Genomic DNA, 26,033 nt, shown 5'->3' with positions numbered 1-26,033 from the left:
TTTATAAATTAAAATGTAACATCAAGTCCAAAAATCACAGATTTTGGTTGTGGATATCTTCCTAAATCAATACCTGCAGAATTTGCATTGGCGTCTGCACGTGCGATCTCAGGGTCTAAACCGTCATATTTTGTAACTGTAATTAAGTTTTGTCCACTTACATAGAATCTTATTTTTGAAAAATAAGTCTTAAATGCATCTCCGGAAAATGTATATCCTAAGGCTATATTTTTTAGTCTTGTATACGATCCGTCTTCAATATAACGCTGGTTTGCAGACGACCAGTTGATATCTGCACCTTGTGCTCTTGGCAAAGTAGCAGATGGATTTGTGACAACTCCATTTACAACAATTGCTCTGTCTAATACTGCAGTACTGGCATTAAACAAACGATTCATACCTGTTAGGTCAAAAGTGTTTGCATTGTAAATATCGTTTCCTTGAACTCCAGATATAAAGCAGTTAAAATCGAAATTTTTGTAAGCTGCACTAAGATTTAAACCATAAGTAAAATCTGGATATGGATTCCCAATATTTGTTTTATCATTTGAATTAATTACCTTATTTCCATCGCGGTCAACAATTTTAAGATCTCCTGGTTTAATCGTAGTTTGACCCGGTCCAAAAACAGCATCTACTTCTGCCTGATTTTGATAAATTCCATTGGTTTGATATCCATAAAAGTAGAATAACGGCTGACCGACTTCTAGTCTCGAAAAGTTTTCAAGACCAGCTCTGGCTGTTGGCCCACCTAAAACACTTGTTACTCCAGGCGCTAAACCGGTTACTTCGTTTTTACTTGTTCCTAAATTAGCTACTGCAGACCATGTAAAATCTCCTTTTCTGTCATTGTAACCTAATGACACTTCAAATCCGTGTACTTTTACATCAGCAACATTTTGAATTTGAGTTCCGCCACCAGCAGATCCTACAGAAGCTGGAAGAGGCACGGCAAAAAGAATATCACTGCTTTTATTGTTGAAATATTCTAAAGTACCTGTGAATTTATCGTCAAATAAAGCAAAATCTACACCTACATTTCTGTCTAGTTTTGACTCCCATTTTAAATCTGGGTTTGAAGCAACTCCTAAAGATACACCTGGTGCATTTCCTCCACCAATTGGATAATTATAATTTGCAATTAATGTTGCACTATATTGATAATTATCAATTCTGTCATTTCCTGTTGTTCCTGTACTTGCTCTAAGTTTTAATGTACTGAAAACAGAATTTGCCATAAACTCTTCTTTGGCTATGTTCCAACCTACAGCAACCGAATAGAAATTACCCCAACGGTTATTGGCTCCAAAACGAGACGAAGCATCTCTTCTTCCTGAAACAGCAAGCAGGTATTTATCATTATAATCATAATTGATACGAGCGATGTAACCAAGATTTTTTTCTACATAATTGGCTGAACCTAAACTACCTTCATTATATCTCAACTGATCTATTTCGTCTGAAATACTGTAACGGCTTCCCGCTGCAAGAGTTTGTGATTTTCCATCAATTTTAGTAATAACTCCTAATACTTCAAGATTGTGTTTTCCTGCAATAGTAGTTTTATACGTTAAACTGTTATCAAAAACAATAGTCTGACCTTGTCCATTTGTTTCATTTGTTGTAGAAAATGCTTGTTTATGATAAGAACCATCCTGATAACTAGGAACAAAAGTATGATCCTTACTTGTATAATAATCTAAGGAAACTTGTGATCTGAATTTTAAACCTTTGTAAAGTTCCAATTCTGCAAAGATGTTTCCAATTATAGATAATCCGTTAATTTTTTGATAACCCAAATTGGCTACACGCACAGGATTTTCGGCATCGTTACCATCAATTGCACTTGGACCTTGATATCCGCCTAAATTATTTGAATTGTAAATCGGAAAATAAGGCGCCATTTTAATAGCATGCTCTAATAATGTTCTTCCTCCGGCACTACGCTCCGGATTAGTAGTACTAAAAGATACACCGATGTTGCTTCCAATTCTAAGTTTTCCAATATCCTGAGTATTATTAGATCTAAAAGAATAACGTTCAAAACCAGTGTTAATAATAGCACCTTCTTGTTTCATATATTCAGCAGAATAACGGCTTGTAGAAGTCTCTGTACCATTTGAAAAACTTAAATTATAATCCTGCATAAGACCGGTTTGAAAAATCTGATCTTGCCAGTTCGTATTTATATTTCCAAATTCAGCAGCTCTTGCTGTTAAATCACTTCCTAAGTCTTTTGCATATTGCAGATATTGCTGTGTATTTAACACATCATATCTTTTTGTAACCGTTTGTCCACCTACATATGTGCTAAAATTTAGCTGTCCCGGACCTTTTTTACCTTTTTTAGTAGTAACCACAATTACTCCATTAAAAGCTTTTGAACCGTATAATGCCGTAGTAGAAGCGTCTTTTAAAACTGATATACTCTCAATATCATTAGGGCTTAAACCTGAAAGATTACCTGTTAAAACCCCATCAATTACATATAATGGAGCACTGTTACCCATTGTAGACAAACCACGAATACTAACCGTAGGACTTGAACCCGGTGCACCATTTACAACAGTAACACCTGCCGCACGTCCTTGCAAAGCCGATTCTGCATTAGTAATAGGAACAGCAGCAATATCTTTTGAACTTACCGTTGAAATTGCTCCGGTTACTTTAGTTCTTTTTTGAGTTCCATAAGCTACTACAACTTCATTTAAGCTTTGTGTAGACAGTGCTAATACAACATCAATTGTTTCTCTGGTTCCAACAGTAATTGTTTGCGAAATCAAGCCTACATAAGAGAATGTTATTTTGTCTGTATTGTTAACTCCTTTTAAAGAGTATTTACCGTCAAAATCTGTTGATGCGCTGTTTTTTGAACCTTCTACATTAACGCTGGCGCCAGGTAAAGGAAATCCAGAGGGATCGGTAATTACCCCCTGTACGGTCTTTGTTTGTGCCATCACACTCTGACTGCCAATTATTAGCAATGTGATTATTGCAAATTTTAATTTTAACATCATTTTCATTGGTTTTTTTGTTTAGTTTAATAGTTGTTTGGTTGTAAAGTTTTTATCGTACTTATTATGGTATTAGCTCAAAAGCTATTCTCTGTTTTTTCAAATTTTAAAAGATCAATTTTATACATCTTTATAAATCGATATTTCGCAAATCATAATTCATTATTTAAATTTTGATTTAAAAAAAAGAGCATTTAAATACATAATTTTAGATTTCATGTCATACTGTAATATTGTTTTAATTCGTTCATAATTGATTTTAGTTTATTTGATTTTGTTACATCCAAAAATATACTGTTAACATAAATTTCACATATTAAAAATGATGCAAAAACTATCAAATTTGTAGCATGAAACTTAATAAAATGAGCAAAATCAGTATTTAAGACTTATTTAGTAGTAAAAACATAAATAGGGTATTATTAAAATTGTGGCTTTTTTTTTCGCATGTAAAAAAAATAGCAGGGCATTTATAAATATTTAATAATGGCTTAAAGACAAAATTGACGCTATGGAGTGTTGTTTTGATAAAACCAAAGCCTTAATGTTTGTGTATATTGAAGTCAAATTTTCGCGAAGATTATCTATATTAAAAGCACAAAAAAAAGGCGGCATAAGCCGTCTTTAATAATACATTATCCAAATTAAAAGTTGAAAGTCTATAATTTGTGCCGTTAGGCACTAAATATTGGTAGAAAGCATGAATTGGAATAAATTTAGCGTGCCGTAGGTACGCAACAAAATGATAACCATTGTGTACCTACGGCACGCCAACCTATTTAGAATCTACAATGGCTACCGATATTTAGTGCCCGAAGGCACATTTCAACTCTTGATTAGCATCTTTAGAAAAAATCACTTTTTGTTATTATGTGTTGGCAGATATCCGAATTTCTCTTTATAACATTTTGTAAAATAAGAAGGCGAACTAAAACCGACTTTAATACTAATCTCGTTTATATTATCATTCCCCAATTCTATCAATTCTTTTGCTTTTTCTAAACGAACATTTCGTATAAATTCATTTACCGTTATACCCGTAAGTGTTTTAATTTTTCGGTACAATTGGCTTCTGCTCAAAAACACTTTCGATGCCAAAACCTCAACACTTAACTCATATTCAGCCATATTTTCATTAATATAATTCAAGACGTTTTTTATAAATTCATTATCCAAAGTCGTTGTTTTTTCTTTTGCCTTTGGAGTAATTCCGTTGTAAAATTTATTAAACATAATCTGTCTGCTCTTGATCAATTGAACTAAACTGGATCTTAAAATATCCATATCAAAAGGTTTGCTCAAATACATATCAGCACCAGAATCAATGCCTTCTAATTTGTCTTTAATTAATGCCTTTGCAGATAACATCAATAACGGAATATGACTGGTTGTTAAATCTGCTTTAATATTTTTGCATAATTCTAATCCACTCATAACAGGCATAATTACATCTGTCAAAATCAAATCAGGCAGTTTTTGCAAAGCCAATTCTAGGCCAATTTGACCATTTTCTGCTGTTATAACTTTATACTCTTTTTTGAGTTCGTTTTTTAGATAATTCCGTAATTCAACATTATCCTCAACAATCAAAATAGTGTAAACCCGATCTTGTTTTTCCTGATCATCAGATGATTCTGTGATCGTTTTTTCAACAATTGGTGTGAAACTTATTTTTTTCTCCTTTTTAAATTCTTCCTGCAGTATTTCATTTTCGTTAAAGAATTCTTTTCCAACAGGAAATAACAATTTAAAAGTCGTACCAACTCCTAATTGACTTTTTACTTCGATTATTCCTTTATGTAATTCTACAAATCCGCGAACAACTTCTAAACCTATTCCGGTACTTCCGTAATACGCTTTATTTAAATTATTTACCTGATAGAAACGGTCAAAAATTCTTTTAATATCTTTTTTCTCTAATCCCGCACCTGTATCTTCAACAATAACCGCAAAAGAAGAATTCATATTCGTTGAACTTATCAGCGGAAAGCGAACTAACTGCTCGTCAACTACTATTTTTATCCTAATTTTTCCGTTATCCGGAGTAACTTTAAAAGCATTTGAAATTACGTTGAAAATAATTTTTTCGAACATTTTAGGATCTACCCAATCTTTTAATGCTGTTTTGTTTGACTCAAACTCCAGTTGAATTCCACGGCTGAAGGCTTCTTCATCAAAATAACTCACAATTTCTTTTGTAAAACCAACTACCTCAATTAGCTGCACTTTTAAAGGCATTTTATTAAACTGCAACTGATTAAAATCCATTAACTCATTGATTAATCTTGAAAGTCGATCCGAACTTTTTTGAATCGTCTGCAATTTATTCAATACAACATCCGGCACTTCCTGACTATTATTCTTGATGATATCTGCTAATGGATTTAAAATCAAAGTAAGCGGAGTTCTAAACTCATGCGAGATATTGGTAAAAAATTGCAATTTTTTATTGTTTAATTTTTCAATCTGAATCGCCTTTGTCTTTTCAAATTCTATCATTTGTTTTTGTTTAAAACGATTTTGATAGTACTGATTGGCAAAATAAATTGCTGCCAATAATAACAAAGAATAGAACAAATAGGCAAAAGATGTTTTCCACCAGGGCGGTAAAATTTCAATTCTTAATTCTAATGGTTTTTGACTCCAAACTCCATTTTTTTCGGATGCTTTAAGTTTAAAAACATATTTACCTGGAGTTAAATTCGTATAAGTTGCCGAACGTTTATTGCCAACATAATTCCAGGAATCTTCAAAACCTTCTAAATAATACGCAAATTCATTTCTGGCGGGAAACGAATAATTAATCCCAATAAAATCGATTGTAAATACAGATTGATCGTGTCTGAGGATTATCTTTTTTGTTTCTGATATTACTTTTACTAATGGTGAGTTTTTTTCAAGCGGCCCAACTGATTTATTAAAAAGCTTTAGATCAGTCAAGTAAATTGGAAGCTGTTTTTTGCTTTTAACCAAATTTGCAGGATTAAAGTAATTTAAGCCTTGATAACTGCCAAAGTAAAGGATTCCATTTTCGTCTTTCAGAACAGAATTATTATTAAAATCATTTCCAAGTAAACCATCAAAAGTAGAATAATTGACAGTTGTTTTGTTTTTCAAATCCAGTCGGCTAATTCCTTTCTTCCCGCTTAACCAAATGTTTCCATCATTAGATTCTACAATCGAGGATATTGATTTTTCATGAAGTCCTTTAAAATTTATATACCATGTCAGAACAGCCGTTTTTTTATTGTAACTGAACAATCCTGCTCCGTCTGTACCAATCCAAATTTCTTTGTTTTTAGCTTCATATAAAGTATTAATGGTATGTGTACTTTTATGATTTTTAAACTTTTCAGACATTTTATCCCGCAAGGAAGTAACCGAAAAAGAAACAAAATCCTTCGTACTAACCTTATATAAACCTGTTGTTGAACCCACCCAAACATCATCATCTGAATCAACCATCACTTCTCTGATATCTATATTCGTAAGTCCATTTGCTAAAAAGGGTTTAGTATTACAATGATGAAATTGACCGTCTGAAGGCGTATAATAATGAAGCCCTTTTGAAAAAGTCCCTATCCAGATCACTCCTCTCGAATCTTCATTAATACTCATAATATTGTCCGAAGCCAGATTGGGAGTGTTTTTTGTATTGTAATTAATAAAGCTTCTGCTTCCCTTCTTTAAAAGAAAAATCCCTTCATTCCAACTCGACAGCCAGACATTTTGCTTTTTATCAATAAATACTTTCGTGATATTATCATTGGTCAATCCGGAATAAAAACTGGCATCTGATTTAGTGATATGTTTAAAGTATTTAGTCGCCGGATTGTAGACATCAACTCCTCCGCCTTCCATAGAAATCCACAATTGCCCCTGATGATCTTTGGCAATACTTGTGACACAATTGGTTTGTAATGATTGCGAATTTCCGGGTAAACTTTCTATAATATTTACCTTGCTATTGATTCGGTCAAAAACACCTAATCCTTTATTATAATAACCCAACCAGATTCTTTTTTCTTTATCTAAAAATAATGACCAGACAGAATTTGAACTTAAACTACGATTATCAAATCTGCTGTTTACATATTTTTTTTGAACAATCCCTTCGTCATTTACAATGATTAAACCGTCATTTTCTGTTGCACAAAGAATTGTTTTTGAATCTGTTGCCAATATTGACATAATCCTTTTTCTGGTAATTGGATAAGAAACAACCTGCTTAACTTTAGAATATAAATCTGCCTTAACCAGACCTTTATATCCATTGCCAATCCACAGGTTTTGTTTACTGTCAAAAAACATAGATACAATTGTTCCTGAAAGTAATTTATTGTCGTTGCCAATGCTTACTTTTTTAATCTCCTTTTTTATTGGATCAAATACTTTTAAACCAACATTGGTGCCTAAATAAATAGTCCCTTTTTTATCTTTTACCAAGCAGTTTACAAGATAATTTGGTTCATCCTGTTTGATATTCGTAATTTCTCTGGATTTAACATTTAGCTTTAATAAACCATTATTAAAAGTTCCTAAAAAAAGATCTCCATTATTGTCTTCGATGATGCTTTTTACCGAAATTACAGCTTCTTTTTTGCTTTTTTTCCGAAGATCAATATTTTCAAAAGTATTCAAATCCCGATTATAAAGACACAATCCTTCATCTGTACCTACCCACAAACGATTTTGAGAATCTACGTATACAATGTAAATTAAATTGCTATTGATAGAATTACGCTGCTTTGAGTTTTGCTCATAACCTACATAATTTATCCCATCATATTTATATAAACCCGCACCATTTGTTCCCATCCACATAACCCCAAACTGATCCTGTGCAATGGTGTAAATACCACTTTTTGACGTGTCATTATCTACTAACCGAAATCGGTAGTTTTCAAATGTATTTTGAGAAAACAAGTTGTTTATTATAAAAAACAAAATGCCAATGGCTCTAAAACATTTTTTTGGGGACATTTTAAAATTATTATTAAATTAAAATTCAATGTATATTGTTTAATAAAAAACCAATTATTTGCCAGACACAATTATTAAAAAAAATCTGCGAAAATCCGTTCAATCCGTATAATCTGCGGGCTTTTTTTAAACTAATTCACCAGAAGCATTCCGCCATTACTTGGAATTTTTATTTCGACTTCCTGATTATTTTTAAGCTTTATTGTTTTTACTTCTCCATTTAATTTTTCGTCATCAAAATAGCTGGTTAATGATGTTCCTGAAACAATCATTGGCAGTTTCACTTTAATTTTCAACGTTTCTTTTTGAGCGTTTATCCCTGCGATATACCATTTAGTTCCTTTTCGGCGTGCCAGAACTGCATATTTACCCGGATATCCTTCTAAAAAATGAACCTCATCCCAAGTCGTGGGAACCTCTTTCATAAAATTTATTGCCCAAACCGGAGCATCAGTCAAATTGTTTGGCGCCAATGCAAAATGCTGTACACCGCTTTGAAAAAGTACTGCTGTCGCTAAAGCAAATACATCAGAAGTAATTCGTTTTGAACCTTTGTTTGGAGTATTTTCACTATTGTAAAATTTATTTAAAGCGCTTCCGCCAAAATCCATACTTCCCACAGTATTCCGGATAAAAGTATGTATTGCCGCATTGGTTGCTTCATTGTCACAGCTTCCTTGTCCAAAATGTAAATTCTCGCTTGCCAAAACAGCCTCTGCAGACGCAAAATTGGGATACATACGCTCCCAGCCTCTTGGTAATGTACAACCGTGAAAAATAACCAATAAGCCAAAATCGTTAGCATCTTTCAAGATATCTTCATACAACTTCATCATTACCTGTTTGTCTCCTCCAAAGAAATCTACTTTGATTCCTTTTACATCGATGCTTTTTAACCACGCCATTTCCTTACGGCGAATTATACTATTGTCCATCATTCCTCTTGGTCCTTGAGGCGCATCATTCCAATATCCATTCGAATTGTACCATAAATACAAGCCAACACCTTTTTCTGAACCATATTTTGCCAATTCAGCAATTTTATCTTTCCCGATTTGCGTATCCCAAAGTGCGTCGACTAAAATCGTTTGATATCCCATTGCCGCACTAAAATCGATGTACTCTTTTTGTACCGGAAAAGTGGTATTGTTATCCATTTTCATGATCCAGCTCCACGAACCTTTGGTATATTGATATTCTTTTGAAGCTTCATATTTTGGTTTAACCAAATCAAAAGGAATCGTAGTTTCTACAATGGGAGCCAGAGTTTCGCCAACTGTAATAGTTCTCCACGGCGTTTCACCAATAAGCGGTATTCCTGGCGCGGTTGTTCCGTTTCCGTTATTTTCTCCCGCCATTGGAAAACCAATTGTGTATAATCCTTTTTCTTGTCCAAGTAATCGGCTGGCGCAATAACCGCTGTCTACGCCTGTCTCGGATATTAAAACCCAACCGTTATTGTTTACTTTAAAAAGACAAGGAAATGTATAACCTTCTCCAATTCCGTTTTCTCCCAAAGGAGCATTTAATGTATACGATGTTTCATAACTTGGCGCAGTTCTGGCATATCCTGTCATTGACTTACTTTGCGGACAAAGAAATGTGGTTGTGCCTTGCGGCAAACGAAAACCGGAAGCTTCTTCCTGCACCACGCAAGAACGGCTTTCATTTTGCGGATATATTTTATATTTAAATGCTGCATTATTATTGCTTACTCTAAATACAATATCGATAGCTTCTTTACCTTCTTTAGTGAAAGAAAAAACGGCTTCATTAGCTTCATAATGCACATTGCTGTTCTTAATATTGGGAAGCTGATATTTTTCGTCAATTTTATTTTGAATTGGATTCGTTTTTAAAACTAATCCTGTTGTAAAATCACCGACATTGGTTTTTAAACCAAGCGGAGATTTTTCTAAGAACGTTTTTTCATTATAGGAAATACTGTAAAAAGGCTGACCGTTAGAAACAAAAAGAGAAACTTTAAGTTTACCGTCAGGGCTTTTTATAACTGATTGTGCATTTAGGTTGAGAAAACTAAACAGACATAAACACAAAACATATTTAAAACTTATAATTCGCAGCATATTTATCACTTTTTTGTTTGTAAAGAAATTCAGGAAACAATCCATTTATTGAATAACCAATTTAGTACTTTTTAAATCTTTAGCACCAGAACTATTTCCATAATAAACCTCATATTCACCATTTGTTATATTCATTCCTCCGGTTTTAGCATCATAAAACTCAAATGAAGAAGCTGGTAAATTGATTGTTACATTTTGCTTTTCGCCTGCTTTTAAATCAATTCTTTTAAAAGCTTTTAATGTTTTTAATGGACCGTCTGTGTCGTTTAATTTTCGAACATAAACCTGAACAATCTCAGTTCCTTCGCGTTTGCTAATGTTCTTTATTGAGAAGTTTAACTGTGTGTTTTCATTCGATTTTATCTTGGTCTTACTCAGATTTGCTGCTCCAATTTCAAATTTAGAATAGCTTAAACCAAAACCAAACGGAAACAAAACATCTGTTGTATATCTATAAGTGCGTTCTTTCAGTGAATAATCTTCAAAATCACCTAATTTATCTGAATTTTTATAGAATGAAATTGGCAGCTTTCCCGCAGGATTATAATCTCCAAAAAGAACATCGGCTACAGCCTGTCCTCCCGCTTCTCCCGGATACCACGCTTGTAAAATGGCATCACAACTTTCTGTTTCTGGAGTTAGCGCAATTGCAGATCCGGAACAGTTTACAAAAATTACTTTTTTACCGGCAACTTTAAGTTCTTTTAAACATTTTCTCTGAACGGCAGGAAGTTCAATATTGGTTCTGTCGCCTCCTTTAAAACCGGGATACGAAACAGGCATTTCTTCTCCTTCAAGTAAAGTCGAAAGTCCGCCTGCAAAAATTACAGTATCGATGCCTTTTAATTTTTCAATTAAAGCTTTGAAATCAATATCAAATTCTTTTCCGAAATCGAATTCAAGATTTGCCTGCCAATTGTTTGACTGGGCAAAAAGAATTTCGATTTTATATGTTTTACCCGCTTTTACTGCAAAAGGAACACTCGACGGAACTGTACGCCAGTTGGTATATTTTGCTACGGATTTACCATCAACTAATAATTCAAAAGCTCCAGTAACACCAGTTTTAAAAACAAGAGTATCATTTTCTTTAGCTGAAAATTCTGTTTCGTATTTAGCCGAAAATCCTTCCAGTTTAACGCCCGACGCAAATTCATGCTGACCTGCAGTCGTCATTTTTATAGGATTTAAAATTTGCTGAGTTGCAACACTATTTCCTTCTCTATTTGGATTATTCCAATAGGTTGCTTTCATTCCTTTTTTTCCTTCAAATGAAAATTGATCGAAATAAGTTTGCGTTACTTTATCTTCGACTAAATCACAGGATTTATCGTATAAGACTTTATTCTCTGTAATTTTTGCTTCTATCCCTTTTTTAATGGTAATTGTTTTATTCGGAGTTCCATTATAATTTCCCCATAACATTGGTTCATTATCAGCGTTTGGACCTATAACTGCTACTTTATTTATGTTTTTATTTAAAGGAAGAATATTGTTTTTATTCTGTAAAAGCGTCATTGATTTTTGAGCCATTTCAAGTGCTAATTGCTGATGTTCTTTACTATTAAGAACAGATGCCGGAATTTGAGCCCAAGGAACAATTGCGTCATCATCCATTTCGCCTAAATCAAAACGACCGGTTAAAACACGAAGCAGGCTTTTATTAATATCTGCTTCTTTTATTAAATCTTTTGCAACTGCTTCCGGTAAATTTTTAAAAGGATATTTTTCCCAAACACATTCTACATCCGTCCCTGCAAGAACGGCTTTTGATGCTGCATGTACCGCATCTGATGAAACTTTGTGAGTAGTATAAAAATCCGTAACTGCTCCGCAATCTGAAACTACCATGTATTTATAACCCCATTCGTCACGAAGAATACGTTGCAGTAAACGCGTATTACTACAGCAAGGTTCATCGTCTAAACGCTGATAAGCACACATTACTTGTCGAACATCGGCATCCTGCACTAATGCTTTAAATGCTGGCAGATAAGTTTCGTATAATTCACGCGGATTTATATTATTCAGGTTCAATTCGTGTCGGCTCCATTCTGGTCCTGAATGAACAGCAAAATGTTTAGCACAAGCCAAAAGTTTTCGGTATTTAGCATCTGCCGGTCCCTGAAGTCCTTTGACAACTGAAATTCCCATTCTTGAAGTCAGATAAGGATCTTCGCCATAGGTTTCCTGTCCGCGTCCCCAGCGTGGATCTCTAAAAATATTTACATTTGGCGTCCACACTGAAAGACTCAAAAAACGTTTGTTCTCATTCCCATTTTTTATCCATTGATTGTATTTTGCACGCGCCTCATCTGAAACAGCATCAAATACACGGTAAACTAATTTATCGTCAAAAGAAGCTGCCATACCAATAGGTTCAGGAAAAACAGTGACATTATCATTATTGGCATAACCATGCAAGGCTTCACTCCACCAATTAAACTTTTTGATTCCAAGTCTTGGTATAGCATCACTTTGATCGCACATTAACGCTGCCTTTTCTTCCAGAGTTAATCGGGAAATTAAATCTTCTGCACGCTTTTTAGAGCTAAGTGCAGGATCTTTATAAGGATATTGCTGTGCATTTAAATTAAAAAAGCATAGTAAACTTAAAAGATATAAATAATTACTTTTCATGTTTTTTATTTTGAATTAAAGATTTTTGCTATTAAAGCCGATCAAGAATTGAAATGTACCATTAGACACTAAATATTGGTAGAAAACATTAATTGGAACAAATTTAGCGTGCCGTAGGTACGCAATAATCATTATATTGTTGCGTACCTACGGCACGCCAACGAATTTCAAACCCTTTATTTCTACCAATATTTAGTGCCTCACGGCACAAATTGCAAACTTTCAACTCTTGATTGCCATTATTAGTTTAATATTAAATTTTATTGTCAATATGGAAATAATCAAAATCAACATAACCACCTAAATCTTTCTCTGCATAATTGAAAAGTCCAAATCTATAGCCCATAAAATGAGGAAGTGTATAGGGTAACTTTATGGTGTTTCCTATACTAATCCATTTTTTACCGTCGAGACTATAGTAAAATTTGCCTAAATCAGTTTTGTCTTTAAAATTGCATTCTGCTTTAAAATAGACTTTAGTGCCAGAGAAAGGAACGCTTTGAATTTCTTTTGAAATACCATCTACAGTTTCAATCATGACAATTCTTTTTGATCCATTTTCGGCTTTTACACCAACCAAACCAAAATCTTTTTGCAATAAGCAAAGCCCTGCAAAATCACCATCTTTCATTTTAGAAATTTCCAACAAAGTAGTTCCTGAACATTCAGGTCCAAAAGTTCTTTGTGTGAGTGTATTTTTAGCCTGAATTAAAGTGTTTGTTATTGAGGCAGTTTTTAATCTTAAATATCCTTGTCTTTCTTTAACCGACCAAAATGAATTATCAGGGTTATGATTCCATTGCCAAACTAAGGGTAAATCTCTGTCTCCTTTTTTTCGGCTGAAATCATCTGAATTTACAATTCCCGGAATCAATCCTTTACTTTCGGGTAAATCTAAGTATTGAGGTACTTTATTATTTTCTCCCAGAATTGGCCAACCGTCTACCCATTTCACGGGAACAAAATAAGGAATACGTCCTACGCCACCGTAATCTCTAAATAAGTACGAAAACCATTTCCCGTCAGGAGTATCAATTAATCCTCCTTGTGCAACACCTAAATCCTGCAGACCAATTTTTCCTTCCCAAGGACCCGTAATTTTATCGGCTCTGTGAATAACTACGGTGCGCATTCCGTCTTTTGGCCAGACGATATTAAAGAGATAATATTTGCCCTTAATTTTGTACAATTGCGAACCTTCTGCGCCAAGCATAATAGAATTTCCTGCTGGACTACTGGCATTTTCTATTAAAACCTGATCTAATCCGTCTTCTTTTATTCCTGATAAATCCGCTTTTAATTCTTTGATAAAAAGTTTACCATTTCCGTACACTATATAAACTTTGCCATCATCATCAAACAAGATACTGTGATCGTGATATGCCGGACTAAAACTAATTTCTTTCCAAGGTCCTTTTTCGATATTCTTTGTGCTGTATATGTAAGTTTTTCCGGTTGTCTGAGCAAAAGTGGTTACATAAAATGTATTGTTATGAAATCTGATATTACTTGCCCAGGAACCTCTTCCATAGTTATTTTTACCATTATCAAGATTCAGCTCGTCTGAATTTCCTAAAGTATTTGAGGCATAGTTTATTATTTTCCAATTAATTAAATCTTTTGATTTCATAATTGGAACGCCCGGACTCATGTGCATCGTAGTGCTGCTCATATAATAATCATCGCCAACTCTTATGATTGACAAATCAGGAACATCGGCAAAAATTACCGGATTCTGTGCTTTGTTTTCCTGAGCATGAGATCCGGTTATGATTAAAAAAATGGCTAATAGGTTATAGAATATTTTCATAATTTTTATTGCTAAAATTTTTAGTTTGAATCAATTAAAAAAGTATAAATTTTACCCTTTTCAGTTTTTACATCGTATAAATAAGTCTGCGGAATAGTTAAAGCATTTATATTGGATTCTTTAGATATAAGAGGTTTAGCAGTTTCATTTAACTCATAAAAAGGATTACTGTTTTCTCCCGAAGCTATTTTAAAGTTTTTAGAATCTTTTGCAATAATTTCATTTCCTGTTCTTAATCTAAGATTTCCTCCAAAATTTGACTTAATACTTAAGGCAATTAGTTTTCCGTTTTTCCATTTCATATCCATAATTTCAAAACCTCCACGGGCTTTTAAACCGGTTATTTCTCCGTACTCTTTTAAGGCATCTGGTAAAGCTGGAAGTAAATGAACCGCTCCATCAGAACTTTGCAGAAGCATTTCTGTTATTCCGGATGTACATCCAAAATTTCCATCAATCTGAAATGGCGGATGTGCATCAAAAAGATTATTATAAGTTCCTCCGCCGTCTTTATTGACACCAAGCGGCGTTAATTGATTCTGAATTAAACTGTAAGCGTGATTGCCATCCTGCATTTTTGCCCACCAATTGACTTTCCATCCCATGCTCCATCCTGTAGACACGTCTCCTCTTTGAATCAAGGTATTCTTTGCTGCTGCAAAAAGTTCCGGCGTTCTGTAAGCCGAAATTTGATTGGAAGGATATAAGCCATACAAATGCGAAATATGGCGGTGATTGTCTTTTGGATCATCAATATCATCCAGCCATTCTTGAATTTGATTGTATTTCCCGATTTGCATTGGCGGAAGCATTTTTCTCAATACTTTTAAACTATCCCCATATTCTTTGTCTTTTCCCAGTATTTCTGATGCTCTGATGGCGGTACTAAAAACATCAAAAACAATTTGATTATCCATTGTAGAACCTGCTGTTATAGTAGAACCCTGATGCGCATGTGGAGCATTTTCAGGAGAATTTCCCGGTGCAACAACTAACCATCCATTTGCGGGATCTTTTACTAAAAAATCCGAGTAAAAATCAGCTGCGCCTTTTAGCACTTCATAAACTGATTCAAGATATTTTTTGTCTCCGGTATATAAATAATGTTCCCATAAATGCTGGCTTAACCAACCTCCTCCTGCGTTCCAAACTCCCCAGGTTGCACCGTCAACGGCTCCGTTAATTCTCCATATATCGGTATTATGATGTGCCATCCAGCCTCGTGCGCCATACATTACTTTTGCCGTTTCTTTTCCTGTATCGGCTAGCTCCCGAATCATTTTTAGCAAAGGCTCATGCATTTCTGATAAATTTGTTTTCTCGGCTGGCCAATAATTCATTTCTGTATTAATATTGATCGTGTATTTACTATCCCAAGCAGGATTCATACTGTGATTCCAAATGCCCTGAAGATTAGCTGCCTGACCGCCGGGCTGCGAAGACGAAATCAATAAATATCTGCCGTATTGATAATATAAAGTAACAAAAAAAGGATCTGCAGTATTTCTGAAATTAGACAGTCTTTCGTCTGTTGGAACATTAGATGCTGCGGTTTTGCCCAAATCAAGTTTTACTCTTTTGAAATATTTTTGATAATACTCAACATGAGCTTTCTTCATTTTATCATAATTCTTATCGAATGCTTTATCCAAAAATGACTTTGCAAGTTCTTTTTCCTGCCCCGAAATATCATTATAATTAATAAAATTCGTAGCAATAGAAACGAAAATGAGAACTGAATCTGCTTTATCAATTTGTATTGAATTATCGACCGCTTTTATGTTTCCTCCAATAACTTTAAATCTTGCAAGTGCATTAAAATTCACCTTTCCTTCAACACCTTCATGATCGCTGGAAGTACCGCTTAGCGAAAGTTCATTACTACCAATGAGAGTAATTAACTGTTTTTTATGCTCCGAATTGATACTTGCTTTAAAAGACAATTTCCCCGGTTTATCTGCCGAAAGTTTTATAACCAAAACCCGATCCGGAAAAGACATAAATGCTTCTCTGGTATACCTAATTCCATCGACGGTGTAAACTGTTTTTGCAACTGCTTTTTCGATATCGAGTTCGCGGTAATAATTAGTATAATTTTGATGATTTGAGAAATCCAGTTGCAAATTCCCTGCGGGCTGAAACATCTGTCCCTGAGACTTTTTACTAATTATATTGTCATTGGTTAATTGTTCCGCTTTTTTATACTCTCCCTGAAAAATAAGTTTTCTGATTTCGCTTAAGGCATCTTTTGCTTTAGGATTATCGTTTCTATTAGGACTTCCGCTCCATAAAGTACCTTCATTTAATTGAAAAACTTCTTTTCCCACATCACCATAAACCATTGCTCCCATAAATCCGTTACCAATTGGCAAAGCATTTTCCCAAACACCATTCGAAGGAGTTTTATACCAAAGTTTTACATCATCTGCTTCTTGTGCAGCTAATGAAATCCCTAAAAACAGTAATATGGTAATCAAATATTTTTTCATGTTTGTTTATATTGAATTATAAGCTTTTGAACTTTTATCAATGTTTTAAATCAAAAACTAATCCTGCGAAACTCTCTCACTTTCCGGCGCACCGAGATAAGCCGGTTTTAATCCGCCTGTGTTTATTAAAATCTTCTCGAGAACAATTCCGGGATCTAAAACTCGGAAACGTAAGATGTGTCTTCCTGCTTTCAAAATTTGATGTGCCGTTACCGAATGTATGATATGTTCTGCCTGCCATTTTCCTAATTCACCACGGTATTTTCCGTTAAAATTTACAAGCTGTGGATTTTCACCATCAAAAGAAACTTCATAAAGTAGTCCTTTGTTGCTATTAAAATTAAGTGTAGGCGCTAATAGTAATTCGACATTAAAGTTTCCTGCAGAAGCAAAATCAATTTCATATTCTACGAAAATATCTTCCTGTTTATCTGGATAAAGGTTTTGCGGAAATGTAGTGATCCCGCTTTTTGTTTTTCCAAAATCAGGAATCACTTCCCAATGTATTCTTTCTGAATTATTTGCTTTAGAAAAATGTTCTGCTTCAATAGCAACATAACCATCTTTTTCAACAAATACCTTTAGCGTTATCTTCTCAGATTCCGTAACATATTTTACATCAGGCAAAATATTTTTGGGAGAATCATTCCAGTTTTTGTAACCAATACGCATTTGATCCATCATATGAGACCATTTTCCGCCGGCAATTTCATTATTGTATTTGTTTTGAAGTACAGAATCGCGAGCGAATTTTGTTTTCACTATATCTGCATAATAATTGGCTTCAATGTCTTTTTGTTCGAAAAGTTTTTTGTTCTGAGCTTGTGCAAAATACATTTCGTAAAGATTGCTGCAAGCATCTATAGGATATAAAACGAGCTGAAAATAAGCGTCTTTATATTCCTCAGGTAAATCATTGTAAACTCTATAGGCATCAAGTGCCAAATTCTTGTAATCATTCACAACATTTTGAAATTCATTGTAGTTTTCAAGACTGTACGTTTGGCTATCAAGCATTTCAGGAGTTACACGACGGTTGAATTTAGGATAGGTATTTAGAAACCCCGCAATCTCTTTTGAATGTTTTTTGCCAAACTGTTCCGCGGCCCATTTCTCAGTAAATTCGAATAGATTCTGAGCATTAAATTTCTTGGGATTCCATGCCATATCCAGAAAAAAGCTGATTGGAAACTCCATTGGTTTAAGATCTCCAACATTCACAATCCAGACTTTATCGACACCATGCTCGTAGCTTAGATTCATTTGTTCCCAAACTCTTTGTATCGGACTTATATTAATCCATTTCGAGTTTCTTGGACCGCCAACATAATCAAAGTGATAATACATTCCGTATCCGCCTTTATGCATAGGTTTAGTCAGGTCTGGAAGTTTACGTACATTGCCCCAATTATCATCACAAAACAATAAAATCACATCTTCCGGCACACGCATTCCCTGATCATAATAATCCTGCACTTCTTTGTATAAAGCCCAAATCTGAGGCGTTTTTGATGGAATTTGTCCTGTTTCCTGTGAAATAATGCGACGTTGTTCTTTTACAATATTCTCGAGCAAACTAATATTAGTGCCTTCGCTCATTGCTTCATCACCATCTCCGCGCATGCCAATAGTTACTAATTTTTCCCAGTTTTTACTTCGCACAATACCGCTTTTCCAAAATTCATCTAAAACGGTTTTATTTTTGGAGTAATCCCAAATATTCGGAAGGTTATTTTTTTTAATATATCGATGCCAATCTGTTTGAGCCAATGCCATCGGTTCATGGTGAGATGTTCCCATTATAATACCCATTTCATTGGCAAGTGGTCCGCTGGCAGAGTCATCATCATAAAAAGCACTTCCCCACATTGCCGGCCAGATATAATTGGATTTTAAACGAAGTAATAATTCGAAAACTTTCTCGTAAAACTTGCTATTAAATCCTCCGAAGGTCTTTTTTGCCCATCCGCTTAATGCTGGTGCTTCATCGTTTAAAAAAAATCCTCTGTATTTTACGGCAGGTTCTCCATCTGTGTAAATTCCTTTTATAAAATACAGCGCTTCACTTTGCTTTACCGGAACATCTGCCCAGTAATACCAAGGTGAAACGCCTATTTGTCTTGATAATTCATAAATTCCATAAATTGTCCCACGTTTGTCGCTTCCTGCAATTACAATAGCTTCTTGAACTCCTTTGAATGGATTTTTAACATTCTGAATAATAAATTTTTCATTTTTCCCTTTCAGCTCTTTTCCATCAATTTTCTTTTGCTTTATTAAATCATCAATCACTGAATTGCCCGCCATTCCAATTATAATAAGTGGTGAAGCATTAGTAGGACTTTGATTAAAAACGACAGGTTTTGTACCGGTAACTTTCTCAAAGTCTGATTGCAGATTATATACGGCACGCATGATCCCAGCATCAAATGTGGCATTTATAAAAAAAGAAGGCGTTATTGATTTCTCTGCTATAACCATAACATTAGACCTTTTTTCATGTGTTATGAAAGGTTCTGCCGCTTTTACAGGATTACAAAGACAGATTATCAATAAGCTTATATATGTTGAAAGGCTTTTCATTCTATCTTTCTGAATTAAAAATTACTTTTCAATAGTGAAGGCTGAAATACTATATTTCTGAAAAACTGAAGGATCGACATCTTTAAATAAAAACTGTGAAAACATATATAAACCGTTTTTCCAAACTTTAAAATCATGTACTCCAGGCTCGATATAGTAAATATGAGGCACATTATTTTTCGATAAATAATCGTGTGTTCGTGCGCTGTTTTCTATAAGCCAGTCTTTGTCGCCACAGGAAATCCAAAGCAGTTTGAGTTTCTTTTTTGCATCTTCGGGTTTAGGCAATAATTCTTCCCCGGTTTTAGTATTAGGTGCAGCCGAAAAAGCTCCTACCCATGCAAACGTATCCAAATTCCCTAATCCGAAATTTAATGACTGTCCGCCTCCCATAGATAAACCGGCAATTGCACGATGTTCTCTGTCTTTTATAACCGGATATTTTTTTTCAATAAAAGGAATTAAATCATTTAGAAGATCTTTTTCAAAAACACTGAATGCCTTTACTTTATCTGCAGCCATAATATCACCGCTTGCGCTGTCATCTTTCATTGCCCTTCCGTTTGGCATTACTACAATCATAGGTTCCAGTTTTCCTTCTGCATAAAGATTATCTAATATCACATTTGGCTTTCCACCATTAAGCCATTCTTTCTCATCTCCTCCTATTCCGTGAAGAAGATATAAAACTGGATATTTTTTATTTTTATTGAATCCCGGTGGTGTATAAATTGTTGCTTTTCTAATTGAACCTACCGTTTTAGATTCGTAACTAATCGTTTCAATTTTTCCTTGTTTTGCATTTGGATTAACCTCATCAAATCCAAGAGGAGCACGAACTATAAAAGGTTCTTTCCCATCAAATAATTGGTAACCTGAAAGCGATAACATTTTCTCTGCATAACGTTTTCCTAATTCTCTGTAACCATTAGCATTAAAATGCAAAAAATCAGGCTCAGCTGTGCATCCTTTTGACGAAATAACATAAGAGTTTGGTATTGCTTGTGGCAGTTTTGCAATAATCTTATTCATACTGCCACATTTACCATTCTGATCTTCATTTACGGTTTCTCCGGAAAGCAACGGTACTTTTTGGGGATCGAGATTAAGATCTTTTATTAAATTATCATATACTATTTTTACTTTTTGAGGCCAAAGTGTATCACCTGTATTGGATTCTCCCTGATGAAGTAAAATGCCTTTTATTACTCCTCTTTTTTGAGCAATTTTTGCCATTTCTACCAATCTTCCATATGGATTTCCGTCGTATTGTTTTACTATATTTTTTAACCAATCCGGAGAATCTGCTACATAACTTTCGAAATTATTTTTATCAAAAAGCTCTATTTTACATCCTCCAACAGCAACATTTATAACACCAACTCTTACTTTCTCTGGAAGATTTGATATCATAGTTCTTCCGAAATAATCAACGGGAGTTAGTCCTGTTGTACATCTGCACAACGGCGGAACAGCGGTGTACCATTTTCCTTTTTCACGTCCCAATTCCGGACAGTCGACTGCGGCTAAAACCTGAAAGCGTTCGTTAACATCCGTTTTATCCTGAGGTTCTATTTTGGCATAACCTTCCATATTGGATTGTCCCAAACTCAAATAAATATGAAAATTTGGATCTTGTGAATATCCTTTTTGTACTATTAAAAAAAGAACTGTAAATATTGAAAACCTGATTATTGATTTCATTTTATACTTTAGTTAAAATTTATAATTAAAATTTCTGACTCTTGAAATGTGTATTATTTAACTCCTAAATTCTATTTTGATTTCCAAATTAAAACTGTGCGCTAAATATTTTTTCACGCAGATTTTGCAGATTGAGAAGATTTTTATTTTATGATCTTTTTAATCTGTGCTTTTATTTGAAAAACACATCTACTTAAATAAATTTAAGTCTATAGCTTCTCCCATTCTCTGATATCCTTTTTCATTTGGATGCAGAAAATCTCCATCATGCATATCTGATAAAATTGTTTTGGAACCAATGCCTGAAACCATTTCTTTATCAAAATCAATTACGGCATCAAAATTACCTTTGGCGCGAATCCATTCATTTACAACATCTCTTGCCTGTTGTTTGTATGGCGCATCATAAAAAGATTTTTCAAATGGTAAAATTGTACCGCCAAATACTTTTATTCCTTTTGCATGGGCTTTATCAATCATTATTTTATAACCGTCAATAATTTCTTTTGCTGTAAGAGATGGGTCTTCTGTTTTTTTAATACCGCCTATATCATTTATTCCTTCTAGAATAATTAGCCATTTGGTTCCTTTTTGAGAAAGAACATCTCGGTCAAAACGACTTAAAGCTGTTGGGCCTAAACCGCCTCTAACGACACAATTTCCTCCAATTCCTAAATTCAAAACTCCAATATGTGCTGTACTTTTATTGGCATTCAAACGTGCTGCTAAAATGTCTGTCCATCGATTCTGTTTGTTCGTTCCTGATCCACGTCCATCAATGATAGAATTTCCTAAGCAAACGACATTCGTCTCTTCTTTATCCGAACTGATTTCAACTCCCATAATAGAATACCAATGATCTGTTTTTACCGCTCCCGCAAAAGATGTATTATTGATATGATCTCCTTCCATAATATAAGAAGTCGTACGAGAACCGGGATGTCCAGTTACTTTTGATGAAACTTCTCCATAATAAATCGTAATGGCTAAAAGCTGTCCGGGCTTCAATTCGAAATCCAAATCATCTGAATATACTTCTTCATTTGGTCCTAATATTACTTGCGGATTGCCTTTAAAACTCAATGTTTTCTGCGTTTTTGCATCTACAGTCGGAGCCTCAATAACGTTGGCAACACTTACTGATTTAATAACCGTAGGCTGATCGCTAAATAAATTAGAAAAACGAAGTCTATTTTTTTTACCTCCCAACGATACTTTAATAATCTGACGAAGCGTATTTTGTGCAAGTCCCGGTGAAGGTGGCATATTATTGGGTTCGACAAGCATCTGAGCTGTTGCCCAAGTTCCTGTCCAATTTTGAGTGTCTTTTTTCTCTGTCGTTTTAATTGATGCTTTATTAGAGCTGCATCCTGCAATTAAAATTAGGAGAGTAAAAAATATAATGTATTTAATAGACTTTGCTTTTACGTTCATTTTATTGAAAATTATAAATACATTTTTGTCTTTTGGTATTAATTGTATTGCCTTCAGCTTTAGCTGGAGTAATAAAACTTTGCGACTCTGCGTCTTTGCGTGCAAATTTCTCGCTGTTTAGAGAAAGGATTAAATCTCTCAAAGTCGCGAAGTCGCAAAGTCTATTTAATTCAAATTAAAACTGCCCCATTTTCTATTAAGGACGAGCATCATTTGCAGAAGTAGCATACAATCCTACCAATGCTCCAGTAAAACCTCCTGCAACATTTGTCGAAAGAATATCTCCCGAAACAATTCCTCCCAAATTTTCAAAATCTACTCCATTCACAGCATAACTAAATTCATAATTATCGCCTGTTGCTTTTACCTGTAAACGAAGTAAATTTGTTACTTTGATTTTAGAACTTGCTATAATTTTTGATTGTCCTTTTTCTGTTCTTTCTAACAAAATAAAAGTGTCATTTCCTTTTTTTGTGATTCCAAAAACATAATTAAAACGCTCATTCTGAAGACAGACAATACCTGCTAAATCCTTTTCTGATTGTGGTTTATAATCAAGTGCTGTTGTAAATGAAAATATATTGTGCTGCTGTCTGTAAAAAAGCGTCGAAGTTGGTTTAACTTCTTTTATGTTTGTTTCAAATGGTGTTATTTCTAAACCTTTTTTACTTAATGAAATAAAATTTTCACGTGGACCTCTTAATCCAATCCATCTGAAATCTAATTTTTTAGAAGTGAAATTTTCGGTAAAAGTGAAATTACCATTCGGGAAAAAACCATCCTTTCCTGTATTATTTGTAACTCCAGCTGGCATTTTTAATTTTGGCTGCATTGGAACTAATCCGTTTTCAAAAACAGGAAATTCACCAGACCAATCTACAGGCAATATAAAAGTCTCTCTTCCTATGTTTACTCTATCTTCATTATTTGGGCGAATGCCTAAGAAAACTCCATAGTATTTATTATCAGGTCCCAGAACTAAATCTGCATGACCTGCCCAATCAACTTTATCTTTTCTGTCTTTTGGAAAATAACGCTGGGTAAGAATCGGATTATTTGATGATGGTTTGAAAGGCCCTTTTGGATTATCGCTAATAAAAATAACCTCGCTGTGATTTCCTCCTGTTCCACCTTCGGCACACATTAAATAATATTTCCCGTTTTTTTTATATAAATGTGGCGCTTCAATCCAAATTGGTCTTTTTGAAAGATCTACACCTCCGTCAACAATAATTTTATCTGTACCGGGAATTACTTTATCTGTATTTGTATCATATTCCCAAACTTTAATTACGCGATGTCCCTCATATAATTCTTTTCCTTTATCGGGCGCATCATTATGAACAATGTAACCTTTGCCGTTCTCATCAAAAAATATGGAAGGGTCGATTCCGCCAAAATCTAATTTGACAGGACTTCCCCATCCTTTCATAGGATCTTTTGTTTTAACAATAATATTTCCAAGACCTCCGGAAAATGCGGTAACAATCATATAAAAAGTATCATTATGCGGATTATAAGTAATTCCAGGCGCATACACACCGGCACTAATCCCCGTATCATGCGGATTAAATTCTGATACATTATTTAAAACACCTCCCAAATCTGTCCAATTGACTAAATCTTTAGAGTGAAAAATTGGCACACCCGGAAACATCGCAAATGAAGAACATACCATATAATAATCATCTCCCTTTCTGGTAATGGCCGGATCAGGATAACATCCCTGCAAAATTGGAGAATAAAACTCGTCTGGTTTTAACGGATTATTTTTATAAACAGGATCATTGCCCTGATATACAACATTAGAAAAAATAGGTGTTTTTTTACTTTTCTTTTTTGTAAGGGTATCGTTTGCTGCTATTGCTTTAAAAGAAAAAAGAAACAATATTGGTAATAAGTAAAATATTATTCGCTGCTTCATTTATACTAATTATTTATTATTAACATCTCCTGGAAAATGTTAGGTTATTTTAAAATATTTAATTTGAAATACGTCGGATTCTATGTTTGGTATTTTATTGATCTTCAATGTTTATCAAAACACTTCCAGTCAAAAATTGAGTTTACAATTTAAAAGCCGAGGGATAATTCCTCGGCTTTAACTAAAGCAAACTTAAATAACCAACTTATAAAGTTATTCTGTAAAATCAACACTTATAACTACGGTTAAATTTGCTTTTAGTACCAAGGTTAAAACCCTGAATTTTGATAAGCAGATTTGTCTGCTCGTAATAAGTTTATCATAAAATTGGTTTAGAGTGTTAGAAGTTTGGTTTGGCTTAATAGATAAGTGTATTTATTACAAATATAGAAAAAACAACCAACACACAATCGGTTGTTTGATATTTTTTTTCAAGAATCGATAAAAAATTGTTAGATAAAAAACAGTCTATTTAATTAATGTGCCAAAATATTACACACTCTCTGTTTTAGTGTTTGATTTCAATTCTAACTTTAATACTATTATGGCATTCTCAACATTTAGCTAAAGAAAAAATTACAAGACAATTGGTTGTCTATAAAACAGAAAAAACTCCTTTCAAATTAAATCCAAAAGGAGTTTTGATATTATAAAATCATTAAACTTTTATTTATTAATTAGGCAAAAAAGAAACTTATAATTTCATCTTTTTTGCATCTTCAATAAATTGATTAAGTCCTATATCGGTCAATGGATGTTTCAATAATCCTTTAATCGCAGAAAGAGGTCCGGTCATAACATCTGAACCCACTTTTGCACAGTTTACAACATGCATTGTATGTCTTATCGAAGCCGAGAGAATCTGAGTTTTATAATCATAGTTATCATAAATTTCCCTGATCTCTGCAATTAAATGCATTCCATCAGTCGAAATATCATCTAATCTTCCTAGAAACGGAGAAACATAGGTTGCGCCGGCTTTTGCTGCTAATAATGCCTGTCCGGCAGAAAATACCAAAGTAACATTCGTTCTGATTCCTTTTGATGAAAAATATTTACACGCTTTTACACCATCAGCAATCATAGGTAATTTCACCACAATCTGCGGATGCAGTCCGGCAAGTTCTTCACCTTCTCTGATCATTCCGTCAAAATCTGTCGAGATTACTTCGGCAGAAACATCTCCGTCAACAATGTTACAAATATCAAGATAGCGTTTTAGGATATTATCTTTTCCGGTAATTCCTTCTTTGGCCATCAAAGACGGGTTGGTTGTTACGCCATCAAGAACACCCAAAGATTGTGCTTCTTTAATGTCTTCAAGATTGGCGGTATCAATAAAAAATTTCATAGTTTTTTTTGGTT

General features: G+C 34.1%; 11 protein-coding genes. All 11 read right to left on the bottom strand.

Going from position 1 to position 26,033, the window contains the following annotated elements; genetic code table 11:
- Window positions 1–8: 8 nt before the first annotated feature.
- Complete coding sequence (locus WN975_RS25420) at window positions 9–3,017, bottom strand: TonB-dependent receptor (protein ID WP_337968906.1); 3,009 nt, start codon at window positions 3,015–3,017, stop codon at window positions 9–11.
- A gap of 852 nt (window positions 3,018–3,869) precedes the next feature.
- Window positions 3,870–7,997: a two-component regulator propeller domain-containing protein gene (locus WN975_RS25415; RefSeq protein WP_337968905.1), complete on the bottom strand. Its 4,128-nt coding sequence runs from the start codon at window positions 7,995–7,997 to the stop codon at window positions 3,870–3,872.
- A gap of 131 nt (window positions 7,998–8,128) precedes the next feature.
- Window positions 8,129–10,084, bottom strand: a complete 1,956-nt coding sequence (locus tag WN975_RS25410; RefSeq protein ID WP_337968904.1) for a glycoside hydrolase family 97 catalytic domain-containing protein — start codon at window positions 10,082–10,084, stop codon at window positions 8,129–8,131.
- 45 nt (window positions 10,085–10,129) lie between these two features.
- On the bottom strand, window positions 10,130–12,724 hold the full coding sequence (xyl3A, locus tag WN975_RS25405) for a xylan 1,4-beta-xylosidase (RefSeq protein ID WP_337968903.1): 2,595 nt from the start codon (window positions 12,722–12,724) through the stop codon (window positions 10,130–10,132).
- A 253-nt stretch (window positions 12,725–12,977) separates the two neighbouring features.
- Window positions 12,978–14,534, bottom strand: a complete 1,557-nt coding sequence (locus WN975_RS25400) for a glycoside hydrolase 43 family protein (protein WP_337968902.1) — start codon at window positions 14,532–14,534, stop codon at window positions 12,978–12,980.
- Between the two features lie 20 nt (window positions 14,535–14,554).
- A complete protein-coding gene (locus WN975_RS25395) occupies window positions 14,555–17,023 on the bottom strand; it encodes a glycoside hydrolase family 95 protein (protein WP_337968901.1) in 2,469 nt (822 codons plus the stop codon).
- Window positions 17,024–17,080: 57 nt separating this feature from the next.
- Window positions 17,081–19,606: a glycosyl hydrolase 115 family protein gene (locus tag WN975_RS25390; protein WP_337968900.1), complete on the bottom strand. Its 2,526-nt coding sequence runs from the start codon at window positions 19,604–19,606 to the stop codon at window positions 17,081–17,083.
- Window positions 19,607–19,627: 21 nt separating this feature from the next.
- Complete coding sequence (locus WN975_RS25385; protein ID WP_337968899.1) at window positions 19,628–21,310, bottom strand: sialate O-acetylesterase; 1,683 nt, start codon at window positions 21,308–21,310, stop codon at window positions 19,628–19,630.
- A 189-nt stretch (window positions 21,311–21,499) separates the two neighbouring features.
- The gene (locus WN975_RS25380) at window positions 21,500–22,744 is read right to left on the bottom strand and encodes an SGNH/GDSL hydrolase family protein (RefSeq protein WP_337968898.1); all 1,245 of its coding nucleotides are present in this window, start codon (window positions 22,742–22,744) and stop codon (window positions 21,500–21,502) included.
- A 196-nt stretch (window positions 22,745–22,940) separates the two neighbouring features.
- Window positions 22,941–24,668, bottom strand: a complete 1,728-nt coding sequence (locus WN975_RS25375) for a glycoside hydrolase family 43 protein (RefSeq protein WP_337968897.1) — start codon at window positions 24,666–24,668, stop codon at window positions 22,941–22,943.
- A 694-nt stretch (window positions 24,669–25,362) separates the two neighbouring features.
- Window positions 25,363–26,019, bottom strand: a complete 657-nt coding sequence (gene fsa, locus WN975_RS25370) for a fructose-6-phosphate aldolase (RefSeq protein ID WP_121326383.1) — start codon at window positions 26,017–26,019, stop codon at window positions 25,363–25,365.
- Between the last annotated feature and the right edge of the window lie 14 nt (window positions 26,020–26,033).

The sequence above is a fragment of the uncultured Flavobacterium sp. genome (assembly GCF_951805225.1).
In the GTDB taxonomy this organism is placed as follows: Bacteria; Bacteroidota; Bacteroidia; order Flavobacteriales; family Flavobacteriaceae; genus Flavobacterium.
Note: the sequence above shows the minus strand (reverse complement) of the source record. Positions and strands in the feature narration are given on the sequence as shown.

Excerpts from the sequence above, each read along its gene's own strand:
- WN975_RS25420 (WP_337968906.1), bottom strand. The coding sequence starts at position 3,017 with ATGATGTTAAAATTAAAATTTGCAATAATCACATTGCTAATAATTGGC.
- WN975_RS25415 (WP_337968905.1), bottom strand. The coding sequence starts at position 7,997 with ATGTCCCCAAAAAAATGTTTTAGAGCCATTGGCATTTTGTTTTTTATA.
- WN975_RS25410 (WP_337968904.1), bottom strand. The coding sequence starts at position 10,084 with ATGCTGCGAATTATAAGTTTTAAATATGTTTTGTGTTTATGTCTGTTT.
- xyl3A (WP_337968903.1), bottom strand. The coding sequence starts at position 12,724 with ATGAAAAGTAATTATTTATATCTTTTAAGTTTACTATGCTTTTTTAAT.
- WN975_RS25400 (WP_337968902.1), bottom strand. The coding sequence starts at position 14,534 with ATGAAAATATTCTATAACCTATTAGCCATTTTTTTAATCATAACCGGA.
- WN975_RS25395 (WP_337968901.1), bottom strand. The coding sequence starts at position 17,023 with ATGAAAAAATATTTGATTACCATATTACTGTTTTTAGGGATTTCATTA.
- WN975_RS25390 (WP_337968900.1), bottom strand. The coding sequence starts at position 19,606 with ATGAAAAGCCTTTCAACATATATAAGCTTATTGATAATCTGTCTTTGT.
- WN975_RS25385 (WP_337968899.1), bottom strand. The coding sequence starts at position 21,310 with ATGAAATCAATAATCAGGTTTTCAATATTTACAGTTCTTTTTTTAATA.
- WN975_RS25380 (WP_337968898.1), bottom strand. The coding sequence starts at position 22,744 with ATGAACGTAAAAGCAAAGTCTATTAAATACATTATATTTTTTACTCTC.
- WN975_RS25375 (WP_337968897.1), bottom strand. The coding sequence starts at position 24,668 with ATGAAGCAGCGAATAATATTTTACTTATTACCAATATTGTTTCTTTTT.
- fsa (WP_121326383.1), bottom strand. The coding sequence starts at position 26,019 with ATGAAATTTTTTATTGATACCGCCAATCTTGAAGACATTAAAGAAGCA.